Raw genomic sequence first — 23,223 nt, 5'->3', positions numbered from 1 at the left:
GGGCGCGCTTCACGTTTCGCGAATCGCCACGAGTACCTGCCGGCGGTATGCTCATTGCTGAAGCGTGAAAGAGCAGCGTATTCGCGCGCGGCCCCGTCGCAATGCGTGGCGCGCGCAGCGCTGCGCATTCGCGAGGAGGCGGCGATGAGCGATTTCGACGAAGCGCGCGCATGGATGGTCGAACGGCAGATCGTGCAACGCGGCGTGCGCGACGACTACGTGATCGAAGCGATGCGGCGCGTGCCGCGCGAGGCATTCGTGCCATCCGATCTGCGCGAATTCGCGTATGACGATACGCCGCTGCCGATCGGCGGCGAGCAGTCGATCTCGCAGCCGTACATCGTCGCGAAGATGCTCGCGGCCGCCGAGTTGCAGCCCGGCGATCGCGTGCTCGACATTGGCACGGGCTCCGGCTATGCGGCCGCGATCGCCGCGGAGATCGCGGGCCGGGTGGATTCCATAGAACGCGACGCGAGCCTCGCCGAGGGCGCGCGCGAGCGCTTGCAGCGGCTCGGCTACGAGAACGTCGAAGTGCATGTCGGCGACGGCACCGCAGGTCTTGCCGCGCATGCGCCCTATAACGCGATCATCGCGGCGGCGGGCGGGCCGCGTGTGCCGCGAGCGCTGCGCATGCAACTCGCCGTGGGCGGACGGCTCGTGATGCCGGTCGGCAGCAGTCAGAGCCGTCAGCGGCTCGTGAAGATCGTGCGGCGCGACGAACACGACTACGACGAAGATGCGTTCGGCGACGTGCGCTTCGTGCCGCTCGTCGGCGACGATGGCTGGCCGGAGCCAGGCGGCGCGGCGCGCGCGGATTTGCGGCCCGCGTCCACGTCCACGCCGATCCCGCTCACGCCTATGCCGGCCGCACTCGAACTCGCGATTCGCGACGCGGCCGAACCGTTGCCCGACATCGATTCCGCGGAATTCGCGGCATTGTTCGACCGCTTCGCCGGGCATCGCGTCGTGCTGCTCGGCGAGGCCAGTCACGGCACGTCGGAGTTCTACCGTGCGCGCGCGGCGATCACGCGGCGCCTCGTCGAGCAGCACGGCTTTTCGATGATCGCGGTCGAGGCCGACTGGCCCGACGCCGCGATCATCGACCGGCATGTGCGCGATCGGCCGATGCCCGGCGGGCGGTCCCGACCGTTTCGCCGCTTTCCGACCTGGATGTGGCGCAACACCGACTTCATGGGCTTGGTCGCGTGGCTGCGCTCGCACAACGCCGCGCACCCCGAGCGCGAAACGCGCTTTTACGGGCTCGATATCTACAGCCTTTCCGAATCGATCGACGCGGTATTGCGCTATCTCGACAGCGTCGACCCTGCCGCGGCGCGCATCGCTCGCGAGCGTTATGGGTGCCTCAGTCCGTGGCAGAAAGATCCGGCCGTATATGGACGCGCCGCGTTGAGCGGCGGCTACGCGCAGTGCGAAGAACACGTGGTCGCGCAACTCGGCGATCTGCTGAAAAGCCGGCTCGACTATGCGCGCGAAGACGGCGAGCGCTTCCTCGACGCGGCGCAGAACGCGCGGCTCGTGGCGGTCGCCGAGCACTACTATCGCGCGATGTACTACGGCGGGCCGCAAAGCTGGAATCTGCGCGACACGCATATGTTCGACACGCTGCGTCATACGCTCGACAGCCGCGGGCCGCAGGCGCGTCTGGTCGTGTGGGCGCACAACTCGCATATCGGCGACGCGAGCGCCACGCAGATGGGCCGCATGCAGGACGAGATCAATCTCGGCCAGCTGTGTCGCGCGCAGTTCGGCGACGCGGCGGCGCTGATCGGGTTTGGCACGCACAGCGGCACGGTCGCCGCAGCGAGCGATTGGGGCGGACCGATGGAGGTCAAAACCGTGCAGCCATCGCTCGAGGGCAGCGTCGAATTCAGCATGCACGGCACGGGTCTCCCGCGCTTCCTGCTCGACCTGCGGCCCGGCATGCACGACACGCTGCGCGAACGGCTGCGCGCGCCGCTATTGGAGCGCTTCATCGGCGTCATCTACCGTCCCGGGACCGAGCGGTATAGCCATTACGCGCAAGCGTCGCTGGCCGAGCAGTTCGATGCGTTCGTGTGGTTCGATCGCACGAGCGCGGTGAGCGCGCTGCCCGTTTCCGCCGACGAAAAGAACCACGCGGCGGAGACTTTTCCATTCGGTGTGTGAGGGCGATCGGCACGCTCACGCCTCAGGCGAGGAACGCGGCTTGCAACGGAACGGACAGTGCATTCCAGCTGGTCCGAACCGAGGGGTCGCTCATGAACAAGGTTGTACAGCGCCTTGCCATCGCCGCGATGTCGGGTGTTGCCAGTGGCGTCGTCTGCGCGCAAGGCGCCCGGCGAGCTGAGCCGCGACCAGGCGAACCGTGAACATGCGGGGCGCGCGAACCAGGCCGCGGTTCAGCACGGACAGCGCCGCCAGCATGGCGCGAGCAGTGCGCGCTAGCGGCGACGCGGCCTGGCTGCCGCCACCGCCGCGCGTGCTCGCGATTCCGCCATGAAGGACGAACCGGTCTGGTTCCTGCTGATCGGCGCGCTGCTCACGTTCATGGCCGTCGCGCGCGGGCCGATCCGCCGCTTGCCGCTGACCGGCGCGATGATCTATCTGCTGGTCGGCGTGGCGGTCGGGCCGGCCGTGTCCGGGCTCGTCGGGGTCGATCTGCTCCGCAATACCGCGTTGCTCGCGACGCTGGCTGAAGTCGGGCTCGTCGTGTCGTTGTTTTCGATCGGCATGCATCTGCGCGTGCGGCTGCGCAATCCGCTGTGGTTGTTGCCGCTGCGGCTCGGCGGCCCGGCGATGCTCTTCACCGTCGCCTTGATGTTCGGCTTCACCGCTTTGGTGACCGGACGCGCGGACGGCGCGGCGTTGTTCCTCGCGGCCGCGCTCGCGCCGACCGACCCGGTGCTCGCCAACGAGCTGCGCGTGACGCAAGCTGGCGACGACGAGCCCGTGCGGTTCGCGTTGTCGGGTGAAGGCGGCCTGAACGACGGTGCCGCCTATCCGTTTGCGGTGCTGGGACTGACGCTTGCCGGCGCGAGGCTGTTCGGCTCGGGCAGTGGCGTGCATTTCGTCGGCTCGGTGCTGTGGGGGATCGTCAGTGCGCTCGTGATCGGTTGCGTGTTTGCGATCGTGTTCGCGCGCGCGATCTTCTTTCTGCGCACCCGCTACGGCGAAGCGATCGGTCTCGACGGGTTTCTCGCGCTAGGCCTGATGTCGACGTCGTACGGCGCGTCGCTGCTGCTGCACGCGTATGCGTTCGTCGCGGTGTTCGTGGCCGGCGTCGCCGTCCGTCACGAGGAACTGCGCGCGACGGGCGACAAGAATCCCTCGGAAGTGCTCGACGAGGTGCAGCACGGCGAACAGGTCGATGTCGCCCAGGATCCAGAAATGGCGCATGCGGTCCTCGCCGAATCGATGATGGGCTTCATGCGCGAAATGGAGCGACTCGCGGAGTTGTCGCTGATGCTGATCATCGGCTGCGTCGTGTCCGCGCACTGGCGCGAGATGTTCGATCTGCGCGCCGTGTTGCCCGCGGTGTTTCTGTTTTTCGTCGCGCGGCCGCTGTCCGTCGTCGTCGCGATGATGGGTGCGCGCATCGACAATAGCCAGCGGCATCTGATGGCGTGGATGGGGATTCGCGGCGTCGGCGCGTTTTACTACCTGATGTTCGGCCTCGAATACGTGCGTGGCGCGATGACGCCGCTGCTGCCCGCCGTGCTCGATGCGATCGTGTTGTCGGTACTGCTGCATGGCTCGACCGCGAACTATCTGTTGCGGCGGTATTTCGACCGGCGTCGCTGAATGAAGCGACGGGCGCGATGGCGCGCGTGAGTTGTCGCGCCGCGCTCCGCCCGGCTCCCGTTTGCCGCTCCTTGTATCGCAATGTATCCGCGCGGCCCGGGGATACGTGCGCTTACCAAACCCGTTGACCCAGACACATGCGAGATACGTCGGCGCGTTATAGCCATGCCCAAAAATACCAGATGGAAGTTGACTGTTGCGGGAGATTCCGATAGCTTCGAGTTACCTCACCGTTCGGTGCTGTCGACGATGACTTACCACGTGATGTACAGCGACCCGTCCGTGACAACCCGAGCAGGGTTCGGAAAAGTCGCGGGCTTGCCCTACATACTCGATTCACGTCCCGGTTACCACCGATTGGGCAGTCGGTATTTGATTGACCGTGGGTTGGGTGTTTGGGACCCGGTTAAACGTGGGGTAGGTCTTCCGGAGGCGTTGCCCTCCGACCAGTCGATGAAGGATTATGCGGATTGGTTAGCAAACTTCCTTGAGTATGCTGACGTCCGCAAAATTGATCTGCGGACGTGTGACTACATCACAGCAATTAGGGACGGCTATCAGAAAGAACAAGTTGAAGGCACGTGGTCCCGAGACGGTCAGCCACTTGCTCCCAATTCCGTAAATGTGCGCGTCGACCATGCGTGCAACTTTCTCTTGTGGATGGTGGATAAAGGTCTTCGGCCGAAGTTCGACATTCCTTCGGTTACCGTAACTGTTTCATCGCGAAAGGCGTCGAATTCGAGAGGACACAGTGAAACGACGAAAGATGTTCGGGCTGGAAGACTTCGAAAAGACAAACGAACTCTCCAGATGCCGACCGAGCAGGAGCTTAGGAAATGGCTTGACGCGGTCTATCGTCGCAACGGCTACGCGAAAGGGCTGATGTGTGAGTCAGTGTTGCTCACCGCAATGCGCCGGACAGAGATCTCGCGCTTTAGAGTTGACGGTCTGCCTGAGGACAGGCGGAATTGGCGAACGCACAGTCCAGACGCTCCCCTGAGACAGCAGAAGGTTCTTATTTCCATCCGCTATGGAACGAAGGGGCCAGACTATGGAAAAGACCACGGTGACAAGATCGGACCGAGCAGGTCCATATGGGTGCCAGTAAAACTTGCGCAGCGTTGGGATGAATACCGGAAAGCCAAGCACGGCCGCATCGCTGCGCTCAAAATATGGGTGAGCGGCGCTAGAACAAAGAGCGAACGTAAGGAGCGAATCGACAACGCCGTCCACATGTTCCTCGACGAGCGAACTGGCTTGCCCATCACAAGCAAGCAACTCTACCACGCATGGACAAATGTTGAACTGCCTTACGACGGCTGGTCTTGCCATCTAGGCCGTGATTGGTGGGCGTGCGCAACGCTCATCGCGTACATGAAACCGTATATTCCGGCCGGGCGTGTTGATGCCGCGCAGGAGCGGAAATTAGAGATGGCAGCTGTCGATGTCATTCGTTTTGTCATTCAACCGCAACTTGGACACGCGGATGACGAGACATCGATGATTTACCTGCGCTGGTTCATGAACCTCATAGCGAACAATCTTTGGATCAGTTACGAGGATGATTTAAATAGTGGTTCGGTCGGCAACGGCGCTTGAGGGACACATTATGAGTATACGCAAGCACGACAAGGATCACAAACGCCCGCATAACCCAACCGAAGAAGATAAGCCCCCGGTTTCGATTCCAATGCAGCGCCCCGAATTTGGCGACCCTCTGCAATTCTGGACGCTACACTCCGAGCCGGTGTTCGTGGACCTTCACCCTTTTAAGGACGGGCAACTGGAGCCACGGGGGTATGGGCTCTGGAACGGAATGTACAGGGGAAGGCCTGAATTGATATATGAAGTTGCCCCCGCCTTCCAGGCATTGACTGAATATCTCGCGCCGTCAAGTGTTGCCTTAGATCTCACGACTTTGCGCAACTGGTGGCGCATATTCGACCAAATCGAGTCAGAATGCGTCTCGAGCGGCGTGCCAGTGATTCGCGTGAAAAATTTGTCAGATATAACGGAAATCCATCGGAATCGCGCGGTCGAAAGTGGAATGGACGTCACACAGTTTCGACGCTTCCGGCGTCTTCTAGAGCTTGCTAGGCGGATGCGGGAATTGCCCAAATTGCATTGGGCAGGTATGAAAGATCCGATTCCCCAAAATTATCTCCCGCCACCAGACGGGATTAGGATGATTCGCATTGAATTAAAGCATTCTTGGTTTCGACTTCTCTGGCGATGGGAGCGGACTGACAATCTATTACGGGTCGGAGGAAAATCGTCTTCGTCGGAAAACGAGAGACTGCGAAGAAACTACAGACGTTTCCGCATGGCTGTCAATAGAAATGCGCAACCTCGCCCGCGTAGCGAAGCGCTTTACGGGAATGTCAATGAAAAACATTTCCGAAAGCGAGGCTATAGCATAGAAGATATGTTTCTCGGATTTTACCCAGACGGATCTGATATTAGAGATGCATTTCATTTGTGTTTGGCTGCAACCGGATGGAATGCTGCAGTCCTAATTCAATTGGATGTCGACGAGGACTTTATCGTCCAGCATCCAAAGGATGCTACCCGATATATCATGTATGGGAAAAAAAGGCGCGGAAATTCAGAGCAGATTTATGAAGGGTTGTACAAATCTCAAAGCTCTGCCGGGATGGTCATAAAGGCTCTCATAGAGCGCACGGCTCCTTTGAGGACTCAGCTGCGGAAGAACCTGATAGCATTGGAGGGTCGATATCGCACACTTCAGTCGAGCGGTGCGAACGCACAAGATCTCTCCGATTTAAAAGAAAAAATCGAAGAGTTGAAACTCGGGGTTCGGTCACCATGGCTCTATGCGAACTATAGATCTCCGGCGGACATGCAATGGCTCAGCAGCAACGACTATGGGCGTTCTCCATCGGGCCCTGGTTCATATATTAACGTCGTTATCGAGCGCGTGAATCGTGGTTGTCCGCCAGAGAAGCGCATTCAACGCTTTGTGGCAGGGGATCTCAGAGATGCATTCGCTGAGTATGCCTATCGGGTCAGTGGCGGAATGCTCTTATATGTCATGAAGGCGTTAGGACAGAAGACGCTTAAGTCCACGGTAAGGTACGTAGACAACACTTTTGTCAACGCAGAGACTGACAAGCTCTACATGATTTTCAGCGAGAATCTATGGGATGAAATCAGGCAGACCGAGAAGGTCGATCCGGCTATTCTCGCCATACGTTCCCGTGATGGAAGCGTGACAACGAGCCAGAGGGGGCGGCTCGATGAATACCGGAAATTGAGTCGTAGCCGAATCGGTATGGGATGTAAAGATCCTCACAATCCTCCACGCCACATCGCGCCAGATTTTGTTCCCGATGGGAAATCGAATTGTCCCGTTCAGAGATGCACACTATGTTTAGAGAATGGCGTAGTCTTTGCTGAGAGCATTGATGGACTTTGCATGCGTTTCGTAGAACTTGAGTACATAAAATCACACATATCTGTTACCGCATTTCTTGAATCATCGTTCGGAGAAGAGATTGAAAATACAGAATTCGCACTGAAGCATTTCGACGGGCGAGAGGTCGAGTTGCGCCTGCAACAATGGCGGAAGCGAGTGAACTCGGGTGAGCATCGTGTCGTTGACCTAGATGGCGTTTGAGCGATGAGCAAAAGAAATGTCTCGCAACGGTCAGTGCCGCAAGAAGAATGTTTAGACTGTCAAGTATTTGACGAGAATGGTGTTGACGGGACTGCTAACCGCGCGCGTCTGCGGGTGGAGGTCGAGTCCATACAGCGCGCTGGCAGCGACAGTCTGACGACGATTCAGTCTCTCCTCCGGCATGGGAGCAAGTTCGGCTATTGGGATACACCGCGTGATTGGGCGCCTACGCAGGTTGGCCAAGCAACACTACATGTGGATTTACGAAGCCGAATTATTCACTTTCTACCCATGACCATGAAGGGACTATGTCCTGAGGGGACGCCCTTGAACGCGAGAGGTCGGGAATCGGAAGCGGAGAGGCTTGGCCGAATTGTGGAGGGGGCAGTTCTGATCATCACACGGTACTTGCTTCTGCTTCGGATTGGTCCGGTCGGATTTCGTAGCCGTGATTCCTCTCTTGATCCGACAACCATACGGGGCCTTGCGTACGACATACTTCCTAAGCTCTTCGCGGTGTCCATCGCCTCATTCGTCTCTAGCATATCAGCGAACGAGGCGGACGTTCCAGCGGACTTTCTAAGGCATGTCCCACTCGAATATGTCGATTCGCTTGCGAAGACTGCAAAGAGGAGAACTGTTGCTGAGCTTCAACGTATGTTCATGCTCGAATCAATGGGTCTCTGGAATCAAGTGCCGGTTCTTGAACACGATAACCGACGAACAACCCCCGTAGCCGGACCGGGGAAGCCGAAAACTGACGAAGACAAATCTGTACCGTACCAGCCGTTGCCAGATGACTACGTTGCAGCAATGGGTGCGAGAAGCTTGTGGCTTATCGAGAATATTGGGCCAGTCATAATCCCGGTGCTCCGGAAAATGAAAGAGATTTATGTCAAGGAAGATAAGCCGGAATTGGGTACAAAGGGCGTGAGGACTAGGCGGAGACGCAAGTTAAAAGAGTTTCTTTCGGGTCACGTGTGGAAAGATCGCGAAGGTAACACTATCGAGTCGTTACCCTTCCCAATATACTCTCCGAACACGGCAGGTCGATACTCGAAGGTAAGCGGGCTAACTCCTGAGGCCGGGGCTGGTGATGCAGAAATACATCGTCTTGCATGGCCGCCGAAGCTGCCCTCAGAAGTGTTTGCCATCGCAAACACGGTTCAGCTTGCACACATGCCCCTTGTAGGTATGACTTTAGCTGGTCGCAAAGGAGAAATAATTTCGCTGGAGCGTAACTGCGTGCGATATGCCAGGAATGGAAGGCCCTATGCGAATGGGAAAACCTATAAGTTGGTCGAACGGCATGGCGGTGAATGGAGAGATTGGATCTTACCTGACATTGCTGCTGCGGCAATCGAGCAACAGGTTCGGCTAGTTCGCGCGTTGGAAACCATCGGAAATCAAGAGCCAGAGCGAAGTGTCGAACGGGAAAAAGGCACAAATTTTGGAACACATTTGTGGTCGCAATCCGGCATCGGGTACGGCGATCGTGCATCACCGCTGTTGAAATTCAACTGGGCGTTAGGGCAATATGCGCGAACTCTCTGTTTGGAAACGCATCCCGGTGGAATGGCGTTTACCTCGCATAGACTGAGAAAGACGGTGGCGCGGCTCGTCGCGCTAGCGCTTACACAAGCCCCAAAGATACTTATGAGGGTTTTTGGGCATAAAGCGGTTGAGATGACGATGACCTACATTATGACCGACAAAGGTCTCCGTGCGGAGATAGAGCAGCTATGCCGCGAACTCAGGGTCATGAGGGCAACCGAAGTTGTACAGAAGATGATTGAAGCCGAAGATGCGGAAGGTCCTTCGTTGGTCAATGGCGGATTTGGCGGGCCTGCAGCAACGACGTTCCGACAGGCCGTTGCGGTTCAGAAAGAAGGGCTACACCATGCCGGAATGGAGTGGGGCGCGGAGAATGCAAAGGAGCTTGCCGAGGTACTCACGTTGCAGGGCAAAGCTTGGCACTACGTCCGGCCTGGGATCATTTGCACGAAGTTTCCGGGCACCGAAGCGGGTCCATGCAATAAGAGCCGTGGGCACCCCGAACCTGCTCGATGCCAAACGCATTGTCGACACCGACTCGAAGAAGCGTTTCTAAGGGAAGACGTCGATGGAGCGATAAGAGATTCCATCAAGGCCTACAACGAAGCCTCCGTAGCGGGAGAGGATCTGATGCGGGAATCTTGGGCCGGTCAGATAAGAATGCACATTCGGCGATTTGAGGACATTCGCGCGAAGTGGAGTAATGACCCAACTGTTCAGCTTGTCCTCAATGAGGTCGACCACGACGGAGCGGTAACATGACGAGGGCGTACTTGAAGGGGAAGAGGGTTACGTCAGACGCTTCTCGCGCTTTGATGCGCGATAGTGCCCTAGAACGAGGGAAGGCTCGATCACAGGATGTTGAAAAGCGTGTCCGAGATGTTATGAATGGCATCGATGAAGAGATGGCAAGAAACGGTGGTGTCTATCCGCATAATGGCGGCGCGGTGTCAGCAGCGGAGGTAGCGCGCCGGGCCGGGATTCATGAAACGACGTTTTACACTGCTAAGCAGCGTGACCTCGGGAAAGAGGTCAAGGCGTGGATTTCCGGGTTAAAGGCCACGAATGTGGTTGGCCGGGTTCGTCTTCGCAGAACGGTCGCTGAACGGCTGCAAGAATGGATGGAAAACTATAAGGGCCTCGCTCAGTCACACCGTGACACTGAGCTGGAGCTACAACAAGTTGAAGCCGATCGGGACGCGGCGCTAGTCGAGCTGGAAAGACTGCGAAACGAAAATGCAACTCTTCGCGAAAATCTTTCCGTGTCAGCGGCAGGGCGGGTTGTCGGATTTCCGCCTCAAAATCGCTGATGTCTACTGCGAGCCTTGGCGATTCCTTGAGAACGGGGTTGTTTGCTATCTCAGGGGCCGTTAAGGATGCTTTGACTCAACAATTCTAACAAGTGATTTCAGTGTAGCGCCTAGAACGCGCGCCACCAGCGTAGGCAGCCGGCGGTACGTTCTGTCGCATCGTCTGCTGCAACCGTGGAGCGGCCCCCTGAATCTCCGGACACAGTCTCCCACTAAAACAACGGGTAGGTATAGGACTGTGTTAATGGGATGGTCGCCCCCGCCTCCGTGGCAAGAGTACGCTACGGAGGCAATCACCGAGGGGAACCATCATGGAAGAAGTGACGCTCGTCGGAATCGATCTTGGGAAGCATTCGTTTCACTTACACGCCCAGGACCAAAAGGGTAAAGAGGTCTTTCGCCGGAAAGTGACACGCAGGCAGCTCGTTGAGCTATTGGCGAATTTTCCCGCCTGTACTATTGCAATGGAGGCATGTGCCGGTGCGCATTTCATGGCGCGCACGCTGGGTGGCTTGGGCCATCACGTCCGGCTCATTGCCCCACACCTTGTTCGGCCGTTCGTCAAAAGCAATAAAAACGACTTTGCCGACGCCGAGGCGATCTGCGAAGCGGCATCGCGCCCGTCCATGCGATTCGTCACACCTCGAACAGAGCCGCAGCAAGTCCTGTCAGCACTGCATCGAATTCGGGAATCGTTCGTGCGCGACCGTGTGTGCACCGGAAACCAAGTTCACGGAATTCTTCTGGAGTTCGGCGTCAGTTTGCCCGTGGGCAGCACGGCGTTGAAGCGTTTGCCAACCATCATCGCCCAGCATTCACTTCCCCCCCGGCTCGTGATGATGCTTGAGAGGCTTCATGCCCACTACAAGTATCTCGACGGACAGATTGCCGACCTCGACAAGGAGCTGGCTCGCCAGTTGAGTGACGATGATCTCGGGCAGCGGCTACTGACGATCCCCGGAGTCGGCCCAATTACGGCAAGCGTGCTGTCAAGCGAGGTCGGTGACGGGAAGCAGTATCGAAACAGTCGTGATTTCGCTGCCTCAATCGGCCTTGTTCCGCGTCAGCACAGTACAGGCGGCAAAGCGACTCTGCTCGGCATCAGCAAGCGAGGGGACAAGAATATCAGGCGTCTCCTTGTGCAGTGCGCGCGCTCCTATATGCGTGACGTCGAAAGAAGATCTGGTCCTCTTGCTGACTGGGTACGTGCTCTCCTCGGGCGACGACACTCGAGCGTTGTGGCCTGCGCGCTGGCCAACAAGCTGGCCCGGATCGCGTGGGCCATAGCTGCACGGCACACGGTATTCGAAGCTACCGGTTCTCGATTGCAGGATGCCTGAGAGAGGCTGTTAGCGTTGGATTAACCATCTGGTTTTGCGATCGCTGGAAATTGATGACGTGAACGGCATACCGGCCTGAACGAACAACCCGATAGTCAAGTAGGCTTCCAAAGCCGATGTGTTTTTTAGGATCGTCAGGTGCGACTCTCATCGTGGCGCTGGGGCAGTGACCCCATGAGGACGCCGAATAGATTTGCGCAAGCCCGTAACATCGTCGAAACCGGCATTTGCAAAAATGGGGGCGACCATAGATTTGACTAACTTGAGGCAGGAAGTGATGGAAGTGTTGACGGGCCCGGAGCGTCGGCGGCGCTGGACGGTGGAACAAAAGCTGGCGATGGTGCGAGAGAGCCTTCGAGCCGGGAAAATCGGTTTCGATGGTCGCGCGCCCGCACGGCGCGAACCCGAACCAGCCGTTCCACTGGCGCAAGCTTTACTAGGACGGGAGCCTGTCAGCGGTCAAGGCTGGCGAAGAAGTTGTCCCTGCATCGGATTTGGCCAATGCACTCAAGCAGATCGCGAACTGCAACGGATGCTCGGCAAGAAGACAACGGAGAATGAGAACGTTTGCGAAGCAGTCGAGTATGGTCGGGCAGAAATGGATAGCGCACTCGCCTTTGCTGCCGGAGGAAGACCAGTGAAGCTGGTTTGTGAAGTTCTCGGCGTGTCGCGCTCGAACGTATCGGCACGACTGTCGTGTCCGGCTACCTGGCGAGATGGACGTCAATCGAGGCATACCGACGATGCGAGCGTGGTCGAGGAAATTCGCCGCGTCGTCGGCGATTTGCCGAGTATGGCTATCGCCTGGTTCGGGGCAAGGTGCGCAACGAACGCGTTGCGCTTGGGCTGGTCCCGTTCAATGCAAAGCGCGTCTATCCCGTCATGCGCACATACGACGGCAGGCCATAGCGGCGACATCGTGCGCGACGTGATGCTGACTGCGGTGGGAAATCGCTTCGGCAATGCGTTGCATACGCCATCAGAAATCGAGTGGCTGAGCGACAATGGCTCGGGCTACACAGCCGACGATACGCGCCAGTTTGCGAGGAACATCGGGCTGAAGCCATTGACCACTCCGGTCTATAGCCCGCAAAGTAACGGTATGGCTGAGAGCTTCGTCAAGACGATGAAGCTTCATTACGTCGCCTTCATGCCGAAGCCGGACGCAGCGACCGCTGCACGCAACCTGGCCATCGCGTTCGAGCATTAGAACGAGAAGCATCCCTATAGCGCGTTGAAATACCGTTCGCCTCGCGAGTTCCGCCGCTCGATGGATTCAGCAACCATAGTGTGAACCTGTGTTCGAGATTACAGGGTCAACTCCAAACCGCATTATAGTGGGCGGGTGCAGTAGCTGGCAGGAGCCACACCGATGCCCACATTGTGCGCGCGGCGTACTGCGGCCAATAGCCCTCTCTGTACTGTGAAGTTCTCGAGGCGCTGTTGCTCCGTCTGGACCGTGTCGCGCTGGTGCGCGGTTTCACGCACTAGCTGTTTGGAAAGCCGCGCACGCTCGGCGGCAAGTTGGCTCTCATCCTTCTACGCCGAGTTGGCGGCCCCGGCCTCCAGCTGCGCCTGCAGAATCTTCAAGGGTCGCAGTCCGCTTCGTGGCCCGTTCAATATTCGCACAGCCACCGCTAGGGCGGCGTCTCGGGCGCTTAGCTGACTCCGCACGTCCGCGAACTCGACCCGCAGCAGTTCGACCTTCAGCGCGGCGTTGTGCTGTGCCTCAGCTGCGGCTCCCACCAAGGCTTCGGCCTCGCGGCATAGCCGCACCGTACTGTCCAGCTGCGTGGCGACTGCGGCCTCCCACGACACGGGCATCTGCGCGGCGATCTCCGGCGGCACGTCGGGCAACGCGAAGCCGGTGAGGCCCGCGTGCACAACCTCCGCCTCGATGGCGTTCAGGTGCCGCGAGAGCGTGGCGGGGGGCGCCGGCGCCGAGACGTGCCCCGAAGCTTGCGCAACGAGACGATCTTCCGGAAAAGGGGCATCGGACGCGAGGGTGGGGTCGCCCGCCTCGGCGAGCATCGCGAGGATGGTGGCGCGGATCGCGTCGGGGGTCACGGCGGCGGGGCGGGCCATGGAGGACCTCCTGCAGCGGACCGGCCACAGACGGCAAGCAAACGGGCAGCAAACGACGGCGCGTGGCGGGACGTCGGGAAAGGCCAGCCGCGCGAGGCGCAGGGCGGTTTATTTAGTCTGTATTACGCACAGGCCTGACGCAAGAAAACCGCATTTGTCGCGATTAAAAAAGGTCTCGCCGCGATAAACGCCCTTATCGCGGCCAGCGCACGACTTCGCCCGACGCCCGAAGCCGCAGCCGACAATTGGTCACCGTGGCGCGTGGGACAGGCATCGACGCAGGGTTAAGCACTGCGGGATGGGACCCACTTCCGAGCACTTTATTAGTGAGTAAGCTACCTCGTACGGACCTTCAGGAGCGGCAGCTTGCCCGTGCGGACTTCACGAACTCGCACCGTATCCATCAGCGCATCCCGTCTTGAACGCACGTACGCGCGGCGCGAGGGTGTAGCCATCGTAACGACGGAGCAATGCGATGGAGAACACCACGGGAGAGACTGTATCGACGGGCACGCGGCGGCCTCGGCAGGGCGAGGCGTTCTGGCGAGAGATGGTCATGGCATGGAAAGGAAGCGTACCCGTTAGCGTCCTCAGGAACGCGACGATTGCGTCAATGTCCGATTCCGCCAATTGTTTGCCGACCTGATATATCGCCATGTCACGTACAGCTTCGCGCAGATCGATGCGGCTGCCGTCGTGGAAATAGGGCGCGGTCAGCTCAACGTTGCGCAGCGTCGGCGTCTTGAACGCATGGCGATCGAGCGGATCTTTCGTAAAGTTGGCGCGGCCGTTGTCCGCGTCGGTGCGCGCGTAGCCCCGCGCGGCGAAGTAGTCGGCCGCGAGGCCCATCCGTTCGAACGACTGCCCGCCCAGATTCTTGCCAACGTGGCAGGTCGCGCAATGGTTTGCCTTGAATAACTGGTAGCCGCGCAGTTCCTCGCTATTCAGCACACCCCTGTCGCCGCGCAGGTAAGCATCGAAGCGACTCGGCGTTAGCAGTGTCGTCTCATATTCGGCGATCGCGTCTGTGATGTTCTCGCCTGACCAACCGTCCGGGTACACCCGCAAGAACTGTTGCGTCAGCGATGAGTCCTGTTTCAGCTTATTGATGATCTCACTCCATGACGTGGACGCCATTTCGACCGGATTCAGCGGTGGGCCGCCGGCCTGTTCCTGCAGCGTGGCGGCGCGACCGTCCCAGAACTGCTTGCGGTTGAGTGCCGAATTGAACACTGTCGGTGCGTTGATTGCACCCAACTGGCCACCCACGCCGGACGAAACCTTGTTTCCATCTACGCCGCCGATCGCTAGCTTGTGGCAGCTCGCACACGATATCGTGTTGTCCACCGATAGTCTGACATCGTTGAAAAGCTGTTTCCCGAGCGCGACCTTGCCCGCGTCAGTCGGCAAGGAATGTGGCAACGGTTGTACCGGCTCGTTAGCGAACTCTGGTGCAACGCCGGGCGTCGCATATGCGCTGTGTCGCTGTGACGCGATCCAGTCGACAAGCGCGCGTTGATCGTCGCCGCTCAAGCCGGTGGTCCAGTGTACGAAGCGGAACAGCTTTGGTGGCATGCTGCGTTCGTTCACAACGGTTTCCAGCTTTGCAAGATCGGCTTCGGGGGCCGGTACGCCACTTTCGAGCGCCGCGTACAGGCTGTCGATGCGGAAGTAGGCGAGGCCCGTCTGTATGTCGTGCTCGGCTAGCTGACGAATGCCCGGTAGCGCGGCATAGTTGGGCAGGACAGTTTTCGTCGAGTGGCAGTAATAGCACGCGTTTCGATCCAACACTTCGCGGATGCCGAATGCTTGTGGGGACGCAGCCAGTCTCACGGCCGCTCTTTCCGCATAGTCCTTGTCGTGTATGTACGCGATACCGCTGATGCAGAGATAGCCTATCAGCACGACGGCGATCGACACGATCAGCAGTTTTTTCACTTGCTCTCCTGTTTCGATTTTGGTCGGAATCCCATACCGTTTACATCGGGTAGGTCTTGATGTTGATATCGGCTGCAGAGCGATGACGTGCTGATCGTACAGAACGCACAGGAATTGACTGGTTCCGAGACACGCGCGAAGGGGGTGTCTGCCTATATAACGGACGGATCCTGAGCGAAATCAGTGACGTAGTGCCATGCCGAAAAGCGTTCGTCGAGTTGTTTGCGGGAGAGGCGGCGCAGTGGATGTCTTCGGTCGGCCTACTCTTGTACATCTCGCACCGACTATCCGTAGTACTTGGCATTCTCTAGCCACGCCGCTTAAAGCGCGTCGATGTCAGAAGGCTCGCATGCGCATCGTCTATCTGAGCCAAGCCGCGCTCGATCAAACGCGGCTGGAGATAACTGAAGTTTAAGCGTACATGGGCTGCACCGCTCGGTCCATGGAGCTTTCCTTCGACGAGTTTCACATTGTGCTTCCGGCGCACCTCGCCGACCAATTCGGCGGAATCGACGCCTTCGGCAAGCGAGACCCAGAACGAAAATCCACCACTCGGAATCTCGTAATCACGTTTGCAGAATCGGCAGGCCTGTAACAGCCTATGCATTGCGTCGCGCTTGCTCCGGTAGTGCGTCCTTAGGTGTTCGACGTGAGCGTCCAAAGACGACGACTGCAATAAGGCGAGCGCCATATTGCTGACAATGGGACTCACACCTCCATCGCATTTCAGGTGGGCCAGGCGGTCGACAATTTCCGGCTCGGCCAGCACCCAGCCTACGCGAAGCCCGGGGCCTGAGATTTTGGAGAAGCTATGCACATTGATGATGTTACCACCCGCCTGCAGAACCTCAGGTGACGCGCCATCATAGGGCAACTCGCTATAAACCAGGTCCTGCACCAGCCGCACGCCGTTGCGGGACAGGAGAGCCTCCACCTCGACCATATGCCGGTGTGCAAAGTATCGTCCAGTCGGATTGTGGAACGCCGGAGTGGTGTAGTACAACTTGGCTCGCCCCTTTGCGTGCAGCAATGCTTGTTCGAGCAGATCGAGGTCGACACCCGAGGAATCCGCACCTACTTGAACCACCGTCGCGCCCGCAATAGAGAAAATGCGCAACGCGCCGAGATAGGACGGGTCCTCGGTCAGCACGACGTCTCCTGGGTCGATAAAAGCATCGGCGAGCAGTTGCAGGGCTTGTGAAGCGCCGTTCGTCAGAATGACATTGCCACGCGCCATCCGGTACCTTTGGCCAAGCTGTCCGCGCAGTTCGGGAAGGCCATAGGCGTCGGTGTACTGCGGTAGGTCGGAGGTGCTGACGCCCGTCTCGACGGAAAGCGGGTCCGGCCATTGCAGGCGGGCGAACGTCAAAGGATCGGGAAGCCCATAGGCGAAGTTGACTGTGTCCTTGCCTGAGGTGTAGTCGAATACCCCATAACTGAGCGAAGTGCGACTGCGCATCGACATGACTGGCTTCATCGTTGGTTACGCGGCATCGACGGCGCGCTGGAAGCGCGATTGATATTGGCGGATGAACGAGTCGGCAATCGGCATTCCGAACGGCGGAAATTCGGCCGTTGCTCTGGGAGGCGTAGCCAATAGCATGGCGTTTGCGCCGAGTGCCGGTGTCCAATTCTCGCCAAAGAACACGTTTCCATAGCGTTCGGCCAGCACTGGCATCACGGGATGGAGCATGCTCAGAAAGACGGATACGTGCACCGGCCGCCACGTTTCCGGGCTCGTGCCGAAGCCCGTCGCGACGAAGTATTCGTCAATCAGATCGAGGGCGTTCCAGAAGCGTACCTGGTCCATCGCGGTGATATAACGTTGGACTATGTCGTCGTGCGCCGGCGTAAGACCGCTTCCATCGACATTCGCCGAGTGCAGTGAATCGCGGCGGAGGGCGCTTTCCCACGCAAGGATGTGCGAAGCCGACCGGATCAGTTCGCCGATCTGGAAATCGTTATTGTTGGTGCCGAACGGCTTGGCAAGCCGAGCGAGCGCATAGCGCAACACACTCGGGTCGACCTGCCGGGATACTTCATCTGCCCAGAGTGCATGGTCGCGGCTAGTCGAGAATTTCTCGCCCTCCAATTTATAGAAGTCCTGGATCGAATGATTTGCCGGAAGCGGATAGCCGCGCGCAAGCAGACTGCCAGTCACACCGATGGTGTAGTAGAAGCGATTATCTTGGCCCATGAAAAACAGGAGGCGTGTATCGGGGTCGCGCATCACGGTGTCGTAGTCGACCTCGTCGCGCGCGCACTGCAAGCGGATCCCCGTCTCGAAACACCAAAGCCCTTCGAACCACGTCATCAACGTTTGCCCCGCAATCTTCGCGGGTGCTTCAAGTGTCACACCCCGGTCGAAAATGCGCGACATAGGCAGCGGCCGCAATTCGTCACGCAACCATGCACGCGCTTTACGCTGGATCGTTTGATCCCATTCACTTCCCTTGATCGCATCGTCAAGCATGGCTGCTATGCGAGGGACGTCGAAAACCGCCTGTTCGATGGGGCGAAGCGATAGCGGTTTGCCGCACGACGTGTGGACTGGCGCTCGCAACTTCGAGTGCTGTTGCGCCAAACCGCAGTTTTCGCACAAGTTGCTGTCGGTGGACGCATCGCACGCGGGGCAGCGGCCGACGGCAAGCGAATCGGCCACGAACTGGTCACAGTTTTCGCAGTAGAGTTGATGGCCATCACGCACATCAATGTAGCCTGCAGCTTCCAGCTCGCGAAAGATCTTCAGACTGTTCTGCTTGTGCGTAGCGTCCGTTGTTCTGACGAAGACATCGGGCTCGATGTGCATTGCCCGCAAGCAATCCATTATCTCGTCAATATGCAACTGCGCGACTTCGTCAATCGGACGACCGAGCTTGCGCGCCTTCACTACCGTATAGGTGCCATGCTCGTCCGCACCTGTGACGTGGTAGGCGCGGTGACCTCTCATACGTTGAAAGCGAACGAAAAGATCGGTGAGCAGATAGACCCCGCCAATATGGCCGAGATGCAGCTTGCCGTTCGGGCAGGGCGGTGCGGGGCAACCGAAAAAAGTGCGTGTGGTCACGTTAGTCCCACCATATCGATAGAAATTTCAGGCTCGCTGCCGGATCGGCATTGCGAATCGCGTGCTCCTGATTCGGCTCGATATAGAGCAGCGTTGAATCTGCCACTGGCCGCGCCTGACCATTCACCTCGAAGACTCCCTTGCCTGAAATGAGTACCCACAGTTCATGCTCGGAATGGGAGTGCAGATTGACAGCGCCCGCGGGCACGACCTCAACAATCGACGTGCCGAACGCTTTTGTCAGGCCAGCGGGCAGATGTTCGAGCAGCCGGCAAACTAGAACGCCGTATTCCGGCCGCATCATGGATGAGTCAATCTGCTTTGTGTACACGCACATCCTCCGGTGAATTACATTAGGTGCGATAGAAAATGCCATTTGGCGGCTTCAGATCGTGGATATCCGATTCCTTTCCTTCGGGTGGGTTGTAGGCACGCTTCAGTTTGTTGTATTCCGTACGCGTGGGGCCACCAGTTGAGGCGCGCTGGAACACCAGATAGAGCACGCGGCGCGAACGGTTACTTTTGTTGGGCTGCGAATAGTGCGGCGCGTAGTCGTCGAAGACGAAGATGTCGCCGGCCTTCCAGGGCACGGGTTCCCACTTGAACGTCTCGGTCACCTCCGGATGAATCACGCCGCCGGCGTCCATCGGAAACACACCTTTCTGATGGTTGCCCGGACTGAAGAACAGGCCGCCGTTGTCCGGACCGGAATCGTCGATGCCGATGGCGACCACGGCATGCACCATGCGTTCAGGAATGTTGTGCGGGATGTGATAGATGTCCTGATGCGGACGATAGCCGCCGCTGTCCGGGTACTTGAAGATGAGCAGTTCCTTGAGCATGCGGGTATCTTCATCGAGAAGCGATTCGACAGCCGTCTGGATACGCTTGTCGGCTAGCAACAAATCGCGCAGCTCATTGTTGAAGTCCAAAAAGTTCTCTACCTTTGAAACGATCCTGCGATCGTCCTCGGTCTTCTCGAACCACATCATCCATTTGTTGTCGCTGATTTCCCAGCGCGAGACATCGTTGACCAGAGCAGAAATCTTTTCGCGGGTGACCGGATCGAAAAAGCCCTCTACTTTTAGATATCCATCTTCATGCCACTTGGATTTTTGTGTTTCATTCAGCATACGAATCACCTCGTTAAAGAACGGAGTTTTCAAGGAGAAGTCAGGCGGCGAAATGTGCCTTCATTCGCATGACGCCGAGTAGCACGACATTGGCGAGTACGGCGCCTAGCAGGGCGACGAGCATTGCATCGGCGCCGAAAACGTGAATCAGGGCGCCACATAGGAAAGGGAATCCGAACAGACCGATGAAATAGGCAAGCGTAAAAATTTGCGAAGTCATCGGCACCGAAACGCCGTGGTCTTCGGCGAGGTTCACGGCCATGCCGTTCAGGGTCGAGTAGCTAAGTCCGTAGCCCGTGGCGAACAGCGCGGTAGCGACGATATAAAGCGTCGTGCTGCCGCGGTTCGACAGGAACAGTACGAGCGAGGCGCCGGTCAGCAAAAACAATGCGAGCGCCAGTCGCGCGGGGTTGATGCGTCCCAGGCTTCTCGCGAGCGACAAGCGCAGTGCCACGCTGGTTATCGTGAACGTCAGGAAGAACAGGTCTGGCCTGAGGTTACGCGAGACGGCATAGGGTGTCTGGTAAGTCGCCAGCCCGGCGAAGACACAGGCTGCCAGTGCGATCATTGCGATCGGCACTGCTGTTCGTGCCCTGAGCAGGGCCAACGTGTCGGTCGCGGTAATGGCCACGCGCGTCATCGGCAAACAGGACCTATCCCTCATCGCCTCGCCGGCGATCTTGACGCAGACTGCCGCCACCGCGCATGCCGCAGCGAACAGAAGGTAGGCCAGCGCGATCGAGCCGGTATGTTGGGCGATCAGGCGGCTCAAAGGCGCCGCCATGCCTAGGCCGGCCATTTGCGTGCCGGAGACGAAGGTCAGGTACTGGATACGCGCGTTGGGGCACAGATGATGGATGATTTGCAGCGGCGCGAGTATGAAGAACACGGACCACCCAGCGCCCAACAGCAAACCGCCTGCATAGACGGCACGAATGTCCATTGGCGCAGCGGCGAAGCAGAGCATGCTGCCTGCCATGACGAGCGAGGCCAGCGCAATGGTCGGCATGACACCGATACGCTGGGCTATGCGCCCAGCCACGCAGCAGCAGATCATGGTCGAGACCATGCCGCTCGAAATCACGGCGCCGGCGACATCGCTCTTCATGCCCAGGGATTGCAGGTACTCGGGCAGGAGAAAACTCGTCCCGTACGAAGCGGCGATCACCAGTGAAGCGATCAGAAACGGAATGAACGCCCGTAATTGGAGGGATGCCGGCAAGTGCTCGGCGTGTGAGATCGCACGCTCGCCGGTCGATAGATAAACGGAGGAGCTAGTCATGCGCTTACGCCACTGCCGGATGACGCGAGGCCTGATGCGCGTCGCACAGTATCGATCCTGCTTCAGTCTCCTGATCCTCAAGGCTGTCGAGCAGTTGCCGGTCCGGAACATCCGGATAGAACGCACGACCTAGCAGACTGTTGATGATGCGGGTGTTCCTGTACGCGACCAGCGAAAGATTGACGCTTTGCAGGCCATGCTGGACGCGGCTTTGGTTTTGCAGATACACGGGACCGGGCATTGGCGCATCGAAGCGCACGGCGTAATCGGGATCGAGCGTTGGCAGACCGTCTTCACGGCTTGCGCCGTCGAGCAGCTTCTGAACGAATGGCAAATGGCGCGGCTGAAAACCGGTTGCCAGGATGATTCTGTCCGCGCTTATGCCGTTGCGCTGCGACGTGACGAGCGAGGTCAACCCGATATGCCAGCGACCGCTGCGGCGTGTGATCTCGTCCATCGTCACCGAAGGCAACAGACGAAAGCAGTCGGCTAGCGTGCTATGGACGCTGCGTTCGTACAACGCTTCATAGAGCCGGTTGCACAGGCTGGCGGAGATGCCGTCGCTGGTGAGCTTTTCGCTTTCAACAATGGCCCGGCGCTGCTGGATCGGCAGCGTGTGAAAGCGTTGGCTATAACTGGGTATGTATGCTTCATTGACAAATGCGTTGTCGTCCATCGCAAACAGATTGGCGCGCGACGTCGCCCAAGTGATCTTGTCGGGACCTGACTCGGTCAGCATGTGCTCGACGACTTCCGCGCCGCTCTGCCCGCCGCCCACCACCAGCACATGTTCGTCTTCGCTGAACGGTTTCCGGTTAAGGTAGTCGTCAACGTGATAGACCGTCTCGCCAACCACCTGCCGCGCACATGCCGGCACCTTGGGTTCGACCCCGACCCCGACCACTACCGCGCGCGCATGATATGTGCGCGCGGTGGTGGTCACGCAATAGCCCTTATTGCAAGGCCTGATATCGATCACCTCCTCGCCGAATCGAAGCGTGTCCAGGCATTGCGCGACCTATTGGTAATAGTGGGTGAACTCACGTCGCGACGTGCTGTTTCCACCTTTATTCACGAAGCTGTACAGGCGTCGATGTACAGCGAGATAGTTGAGAAAGGAATAGGGGCTTGTGGGATTCACCAGGGTCACGCAATCCTTGAGCGGCGACACCTGGAGTTGACTTTGGGGCAGCATGAGCCCCGGATGCCAGGAGAATTTTATGCGCTTCTCAAAGAAGAGCGCTCGCAAACCGGTGGGCTGAATGAGCGCCGCGAGGCTTAGATTGAACGGTCCGATACCAATACCGATGACGTCTAGCATGTCCATAGGAACTTGTTCCGCCGTTAGAGGGGAATTGGCCAACCGAGATAGTGCAGCGCAATTCCCGTGGACTAAGATTGAGGCGGTGGTGCCGGCGTACTGCGTAGCCGATGCCCGCTGCAGGAAAACGAAAGCAGTCGATGACGATCGCTTTTCTTCCCAATAGCGGCATTCTGACCAGCACTATGCTTGGTTTGACATTACCTCGGGCCGCCTGAGTGAATCATACGAGGAATTGAGAAGCTGAACACTTTGAACATACGCAAACCTTGCGGTGCGTCAATTGTCCACGCGTGTTGCGGCAGTGGTGCACCAACGTCATGCGCTCAAAGGTCGAGCCGATGAAGGAAGTGGCGCGAATGATTCACCAGCACTTCGATGGCATCGTCGCCTGGACTCAGACCCGCCAGACCAACGGCTTCATCGAGGCCATCAAGGCTTGTTTCAAGCTGCCAAGCGCAAGGCTCGCGGTGACACGCGCTTCACGACGATGCGCACCGTCCTCTTTCTCATCGCCGGCAAGCTGGATTTCTCCAGCTTTAACCCGCACGCCCCGTGAGCCCCATTACCCACTGCATTTTGAAGAAGATGCCACGTTTCCGAGGATGGCATCGAGGTTCCGCAGGTCGATGAGCAACCTCCGCCCGGGATAAGTGCTTGCGAAAATCGAGCCAAGGGAGGCCGGCTGATCGTCTTCGGACCGTAGCGATAGAGCGAGCTGCCGGGACAATTGACCGCGTCGTACTGACCACTGA

The 23,223-nt window shown here is 58.5% G+C and carries 14 protein-coding genes and 3 pseudogenes; 9 read left to right on the top strand and 8 right to left on the bottom strand.

The annotated features are described in order from the left end of the window. Positions 1-144 precede the first annotated feature (144 nt). The 8 genes and pseudogenes from OKW37_RS38095 to OKW37_RS38060 all read left to right on the top strand — a co-directional run bounded on the left by OKW37_RS38095 (position 145) and on the right by OKW37_RS38060 (position 12,936). Entirely contained in the window at positions 145-2,166 is a 2,022-nt protein-coding gene (locus tag OKW37_RS38095; protein ID WP_429402219.1) for a protein-L-isoaspartate(D-aspartate) O-methyltransferase, read from the top strand. Between the two features lie 330 nt (positions 2,167-2,496). Then, positions 2,497-3,801, top strand: coding sequence for a cation:proton antiporter (locus OKW37_RS38090; protein ID WP_429360377.1), 1,305 nt, complete (start codon positions 2,497-2,499; stop codon positions 3,799-3,801). Between the two features lie 165 nt (positions 3,802-3,966). Next, a complete protein-coding gene (locus OKW37_RS38085) occupies positions 3,967-5,400 on the top strand; it encodes a site-specific integrase (RefSeq protein WP_184053385.1) in 1,434 nt (477 codons plus the stop codon). Positions 5,401-5,410: 10 nt separating this feature from the next. After that, complete coding sequence (locus tag OKW37_RS38080; RefSeq protein WP_184053387.1) at positions 5,411-7,438, top strand: hypothetical protein; 2,028 nt, start codon at positions 5,411-5,413, stop codon at positions 7,436-7,438. A 291-nt stretch (positions 7,439-7,729) separates the two neighbouring features. Continuing rightward, positions 7,730-9,754 (top strand): hypothetical protein, encoded by a 2,025-nt coding sequence (locus OKW37_RS38075; RefSeq protein WP_429402222.1) that lies wholly within the window; start codon positions 7,730-7,732, stop codon positions 9,752-9,754. Between the two features lie 122 nt (positions 9,755-9,876). Next, entirely contained in the window at positions 9,877-10,302 is a 426-nt protein-coding gene (locus OKW37_RS38070) for a hypothetical protein (RefSeq protein WP_184053391.1), read from the top strand. Between the two features lie 311 nt (positions 10,303-10,613). After that, positions 10,614-11,642, top strand: a complete 1,029-nt coding sequence (locus tag OKW37_RS38065; protein ID WP_429402224.1) for an IS110 family transposase — start codon at positions 10,614-10,616, stop codon at positions 11,640-11,642. A gap of 277 nt (positions 11,643-11,919) precedes the next feature. Then, positions 11,920-12,936, top strand: a pseudogene (locus OKW37_RS38060) (transposase). Positions 12,937-13,181: 245 nt separating this feature from the next. Here OKW37_RS38060 and OKW37_RS38055 read toward each other — a convergent pair. From OKW37_RS38055 to OKW37_RS38020, 8 genes and pseudogenes are all read right to left on the bottom strand, one after another. Continuing rightward, entirely contained in the window at positions 13,182-13,727 is a 546-nt protein-coding gene (locus OKW37_RS38055; RefSeq protein WP_184053393.1) for a DNA-binding protein, read from the bottom strand. A 381-nt stretch (positions 13,728-14,108) separates the two neighbouring features. After that, positions 14,109-15,665 (bottom strand): cytochrome c peroxidase, encoded by a 1,557-nt coding sequence (locus OKW37_RS38050; RefSeq protein WP_184053395.1) that lies wholly within the window; start codon positions 15,663-15,665, stop codon positions 14,109-14,111. 307 nt (positions 15,666-15,972) lie between these two features. Continuing rightward, positions 15,973-17,130 (bottom strand): PLP-dependent aminotransferase family protein, encoded by a 1,158-nt coding sequence (locus OKW37_RS38045; protein WP_429402225.1) that lies wholly within the window; start codon positions 17,128-17,130, stop codon positions 15,973-15,975. 18 nt (positions 17,131-17,148) lie between these two features. Continuing rightward, positions 17,149-18,732, bottom strand: coding sequence for a class I tRNA ligase family protein (locus OKW37_RS38040; protein ID WP_429402226.1), 1,584 nt, complete (start codon positions 18,730-18,732; stop codon positions 17,149-17,151). 1 nt (position 18,733) lies between these two features. Then, positions 18,734-19,069 carry a cupin domain-containing protein gene (locus OKW37_RS38035; protein WP_184053551.1) on the bottom strand — a complete coding sequence of 112 codons (336 nt, stop codon included), beginning with the start codon at positions 19,067-19,069 and terminating at the stop codon, positions 18,734-18,736. Positions 19,070-19,085: 16 nt separating this feature from the next. After that, positions 19,086-19,865, bottom strand: a complete 780-nt coding sequence (locus OKW37_RS38030) for a phytanoyl-CoA dioxygenase family protein (RefSeq protein ID WP_184053401.1) — start codon at positions 19,863-19,865, stop codon at positions 19,086-19,088. A 40-nt stretch (positions 19,866-19,905) separates the two neighbouring features. Then, a complete protein-coding gene (locus OKW37_RS38025) occupies positions 19,906-21,147 on the bottom strand; it encodes an MFS transporter (RefSeq protein ID WP_184053403.1) in 1,242 nt (413 codons plus the stop codon). 4 nt (positions 21,148-21,151) lie between these two features. Beyond that, positions 21,152-22,468, bottom strand: a pseudogene (locus OKW37_RS38020) (lysine N(6)-hydroxylase/L-ornithine N(5)-oxygenase family protein). A 293-nt stretch (positions 22,469-22,761) separates the two neighbouring features. Here OKW37_RS38020 and OKW37_RS38015 point away from each other — a divergent pair. Further along, positions 22,762-23,027, top strand: a pseudogene (locus tag OKW37_RS38015) (transposase); the annotation flags it as partial. Between the last annotated feature and the right edge of the window lie 196 nt (positions 23,028-23,223).

The organism is Paraburkholderia sp. MM5482-R2 (genome assembly GCF_050436125.1).
Classification (GTDB): domain Bacteria; phylum Pseudomonadota; class Gammaproteobacteria; order Burkholderiales; family Burkholderiaceae; genus Paraburkholderia; species Paraburkholderia tuberum.
This window is presented reverse-complemented; position numbering and strand designations above follow the sequence as displayed.

Bases quoted from the DNA above. Each gene is read 5' to 3' on its own strand.
- OKW37_RS38095 (WP_429402219.1), top strand. From the start codon at position 145: ATGAGCGATTTCGACGAAGCGCGCGCATGGATGGTCGAACGGCAGATC.
- OKW37_RS38090 (WP_429360377.1), top strand. From the start codon at position 2,497: ATGAAGGACGAACCGGTCTGGTTCCTGCTGATCGGCGCGCTGCTCACG.
- OKW37_RS38085 (WP_184053385.1), top strand. From the start codon at position 3,967: ATGCCCAAAAATACCAGATGGAAGTTGACTGTTGCGGGAGATTCCGAT.
- OKW37_RS38080 (WP_184053387.1), top strand. From the start codon at position 5,411: ATGAGTATACGCAAGCACGACAAGGATCACAAACGCCCGCATAACCCA.
- OKW37_RS38075 (WP_429402222.1), top strand. From the start codon at position 7,730: ATGACCATGAAGGGACTATGTCCTGAGGGGACGCCCTTGAACGCGAGA.
- OKW37_RS38070 (WP_184053391.1), top strand. From the start codon at position 9,877: ATGAATGGCATCGATGAAGAGATGGCAAGAAACGGTGGTGTCTATCCG.
- OKW37_RS38065 (WP_429402224.1), top strand. From the start codon at position 10,614: ATGGAAGAAGTGACGCTCGTCGGAATCGATCTTGGGAAGCATTCGTTT.
- OKW37_RS38055 (WP_184053393.1), bottom strand. From the start codon at position 13,727: ATGGCCCGCCCCGCCGCCGTGACCCCCGACGCGATCCGCGCCACCATC.
- OKW37_RS38045 (WP_429402225.1), bottom strand. From the start codon at position 17,130: ATGTCGATGCGCAGTCGCACTTCGCTCAGTTATGGGGTATTCGACTAC.
- OKW37_RS38035 (WP_184053551.1), bottom strand. From the start codon at position 19,069: ATGTGCGTGTACACAAAGCAGATTGACTCATCCATGATGCGGCCGGAA.
- OKW37_RS38030 (WP_184053401.1), bottom strand. From the start codon at position 19,865: ATGCTGAATGAAACACAAAAATCCAAGTGGCATGAAGATGGATATCTA.
- OKW37_RS38025 (WP_184053403.1), bottom strand. From the start codon at position 21,147: ATGACTAGCTCCTCCGTTTATCTATCGACCGGCGAGCGTGCGATCTCA.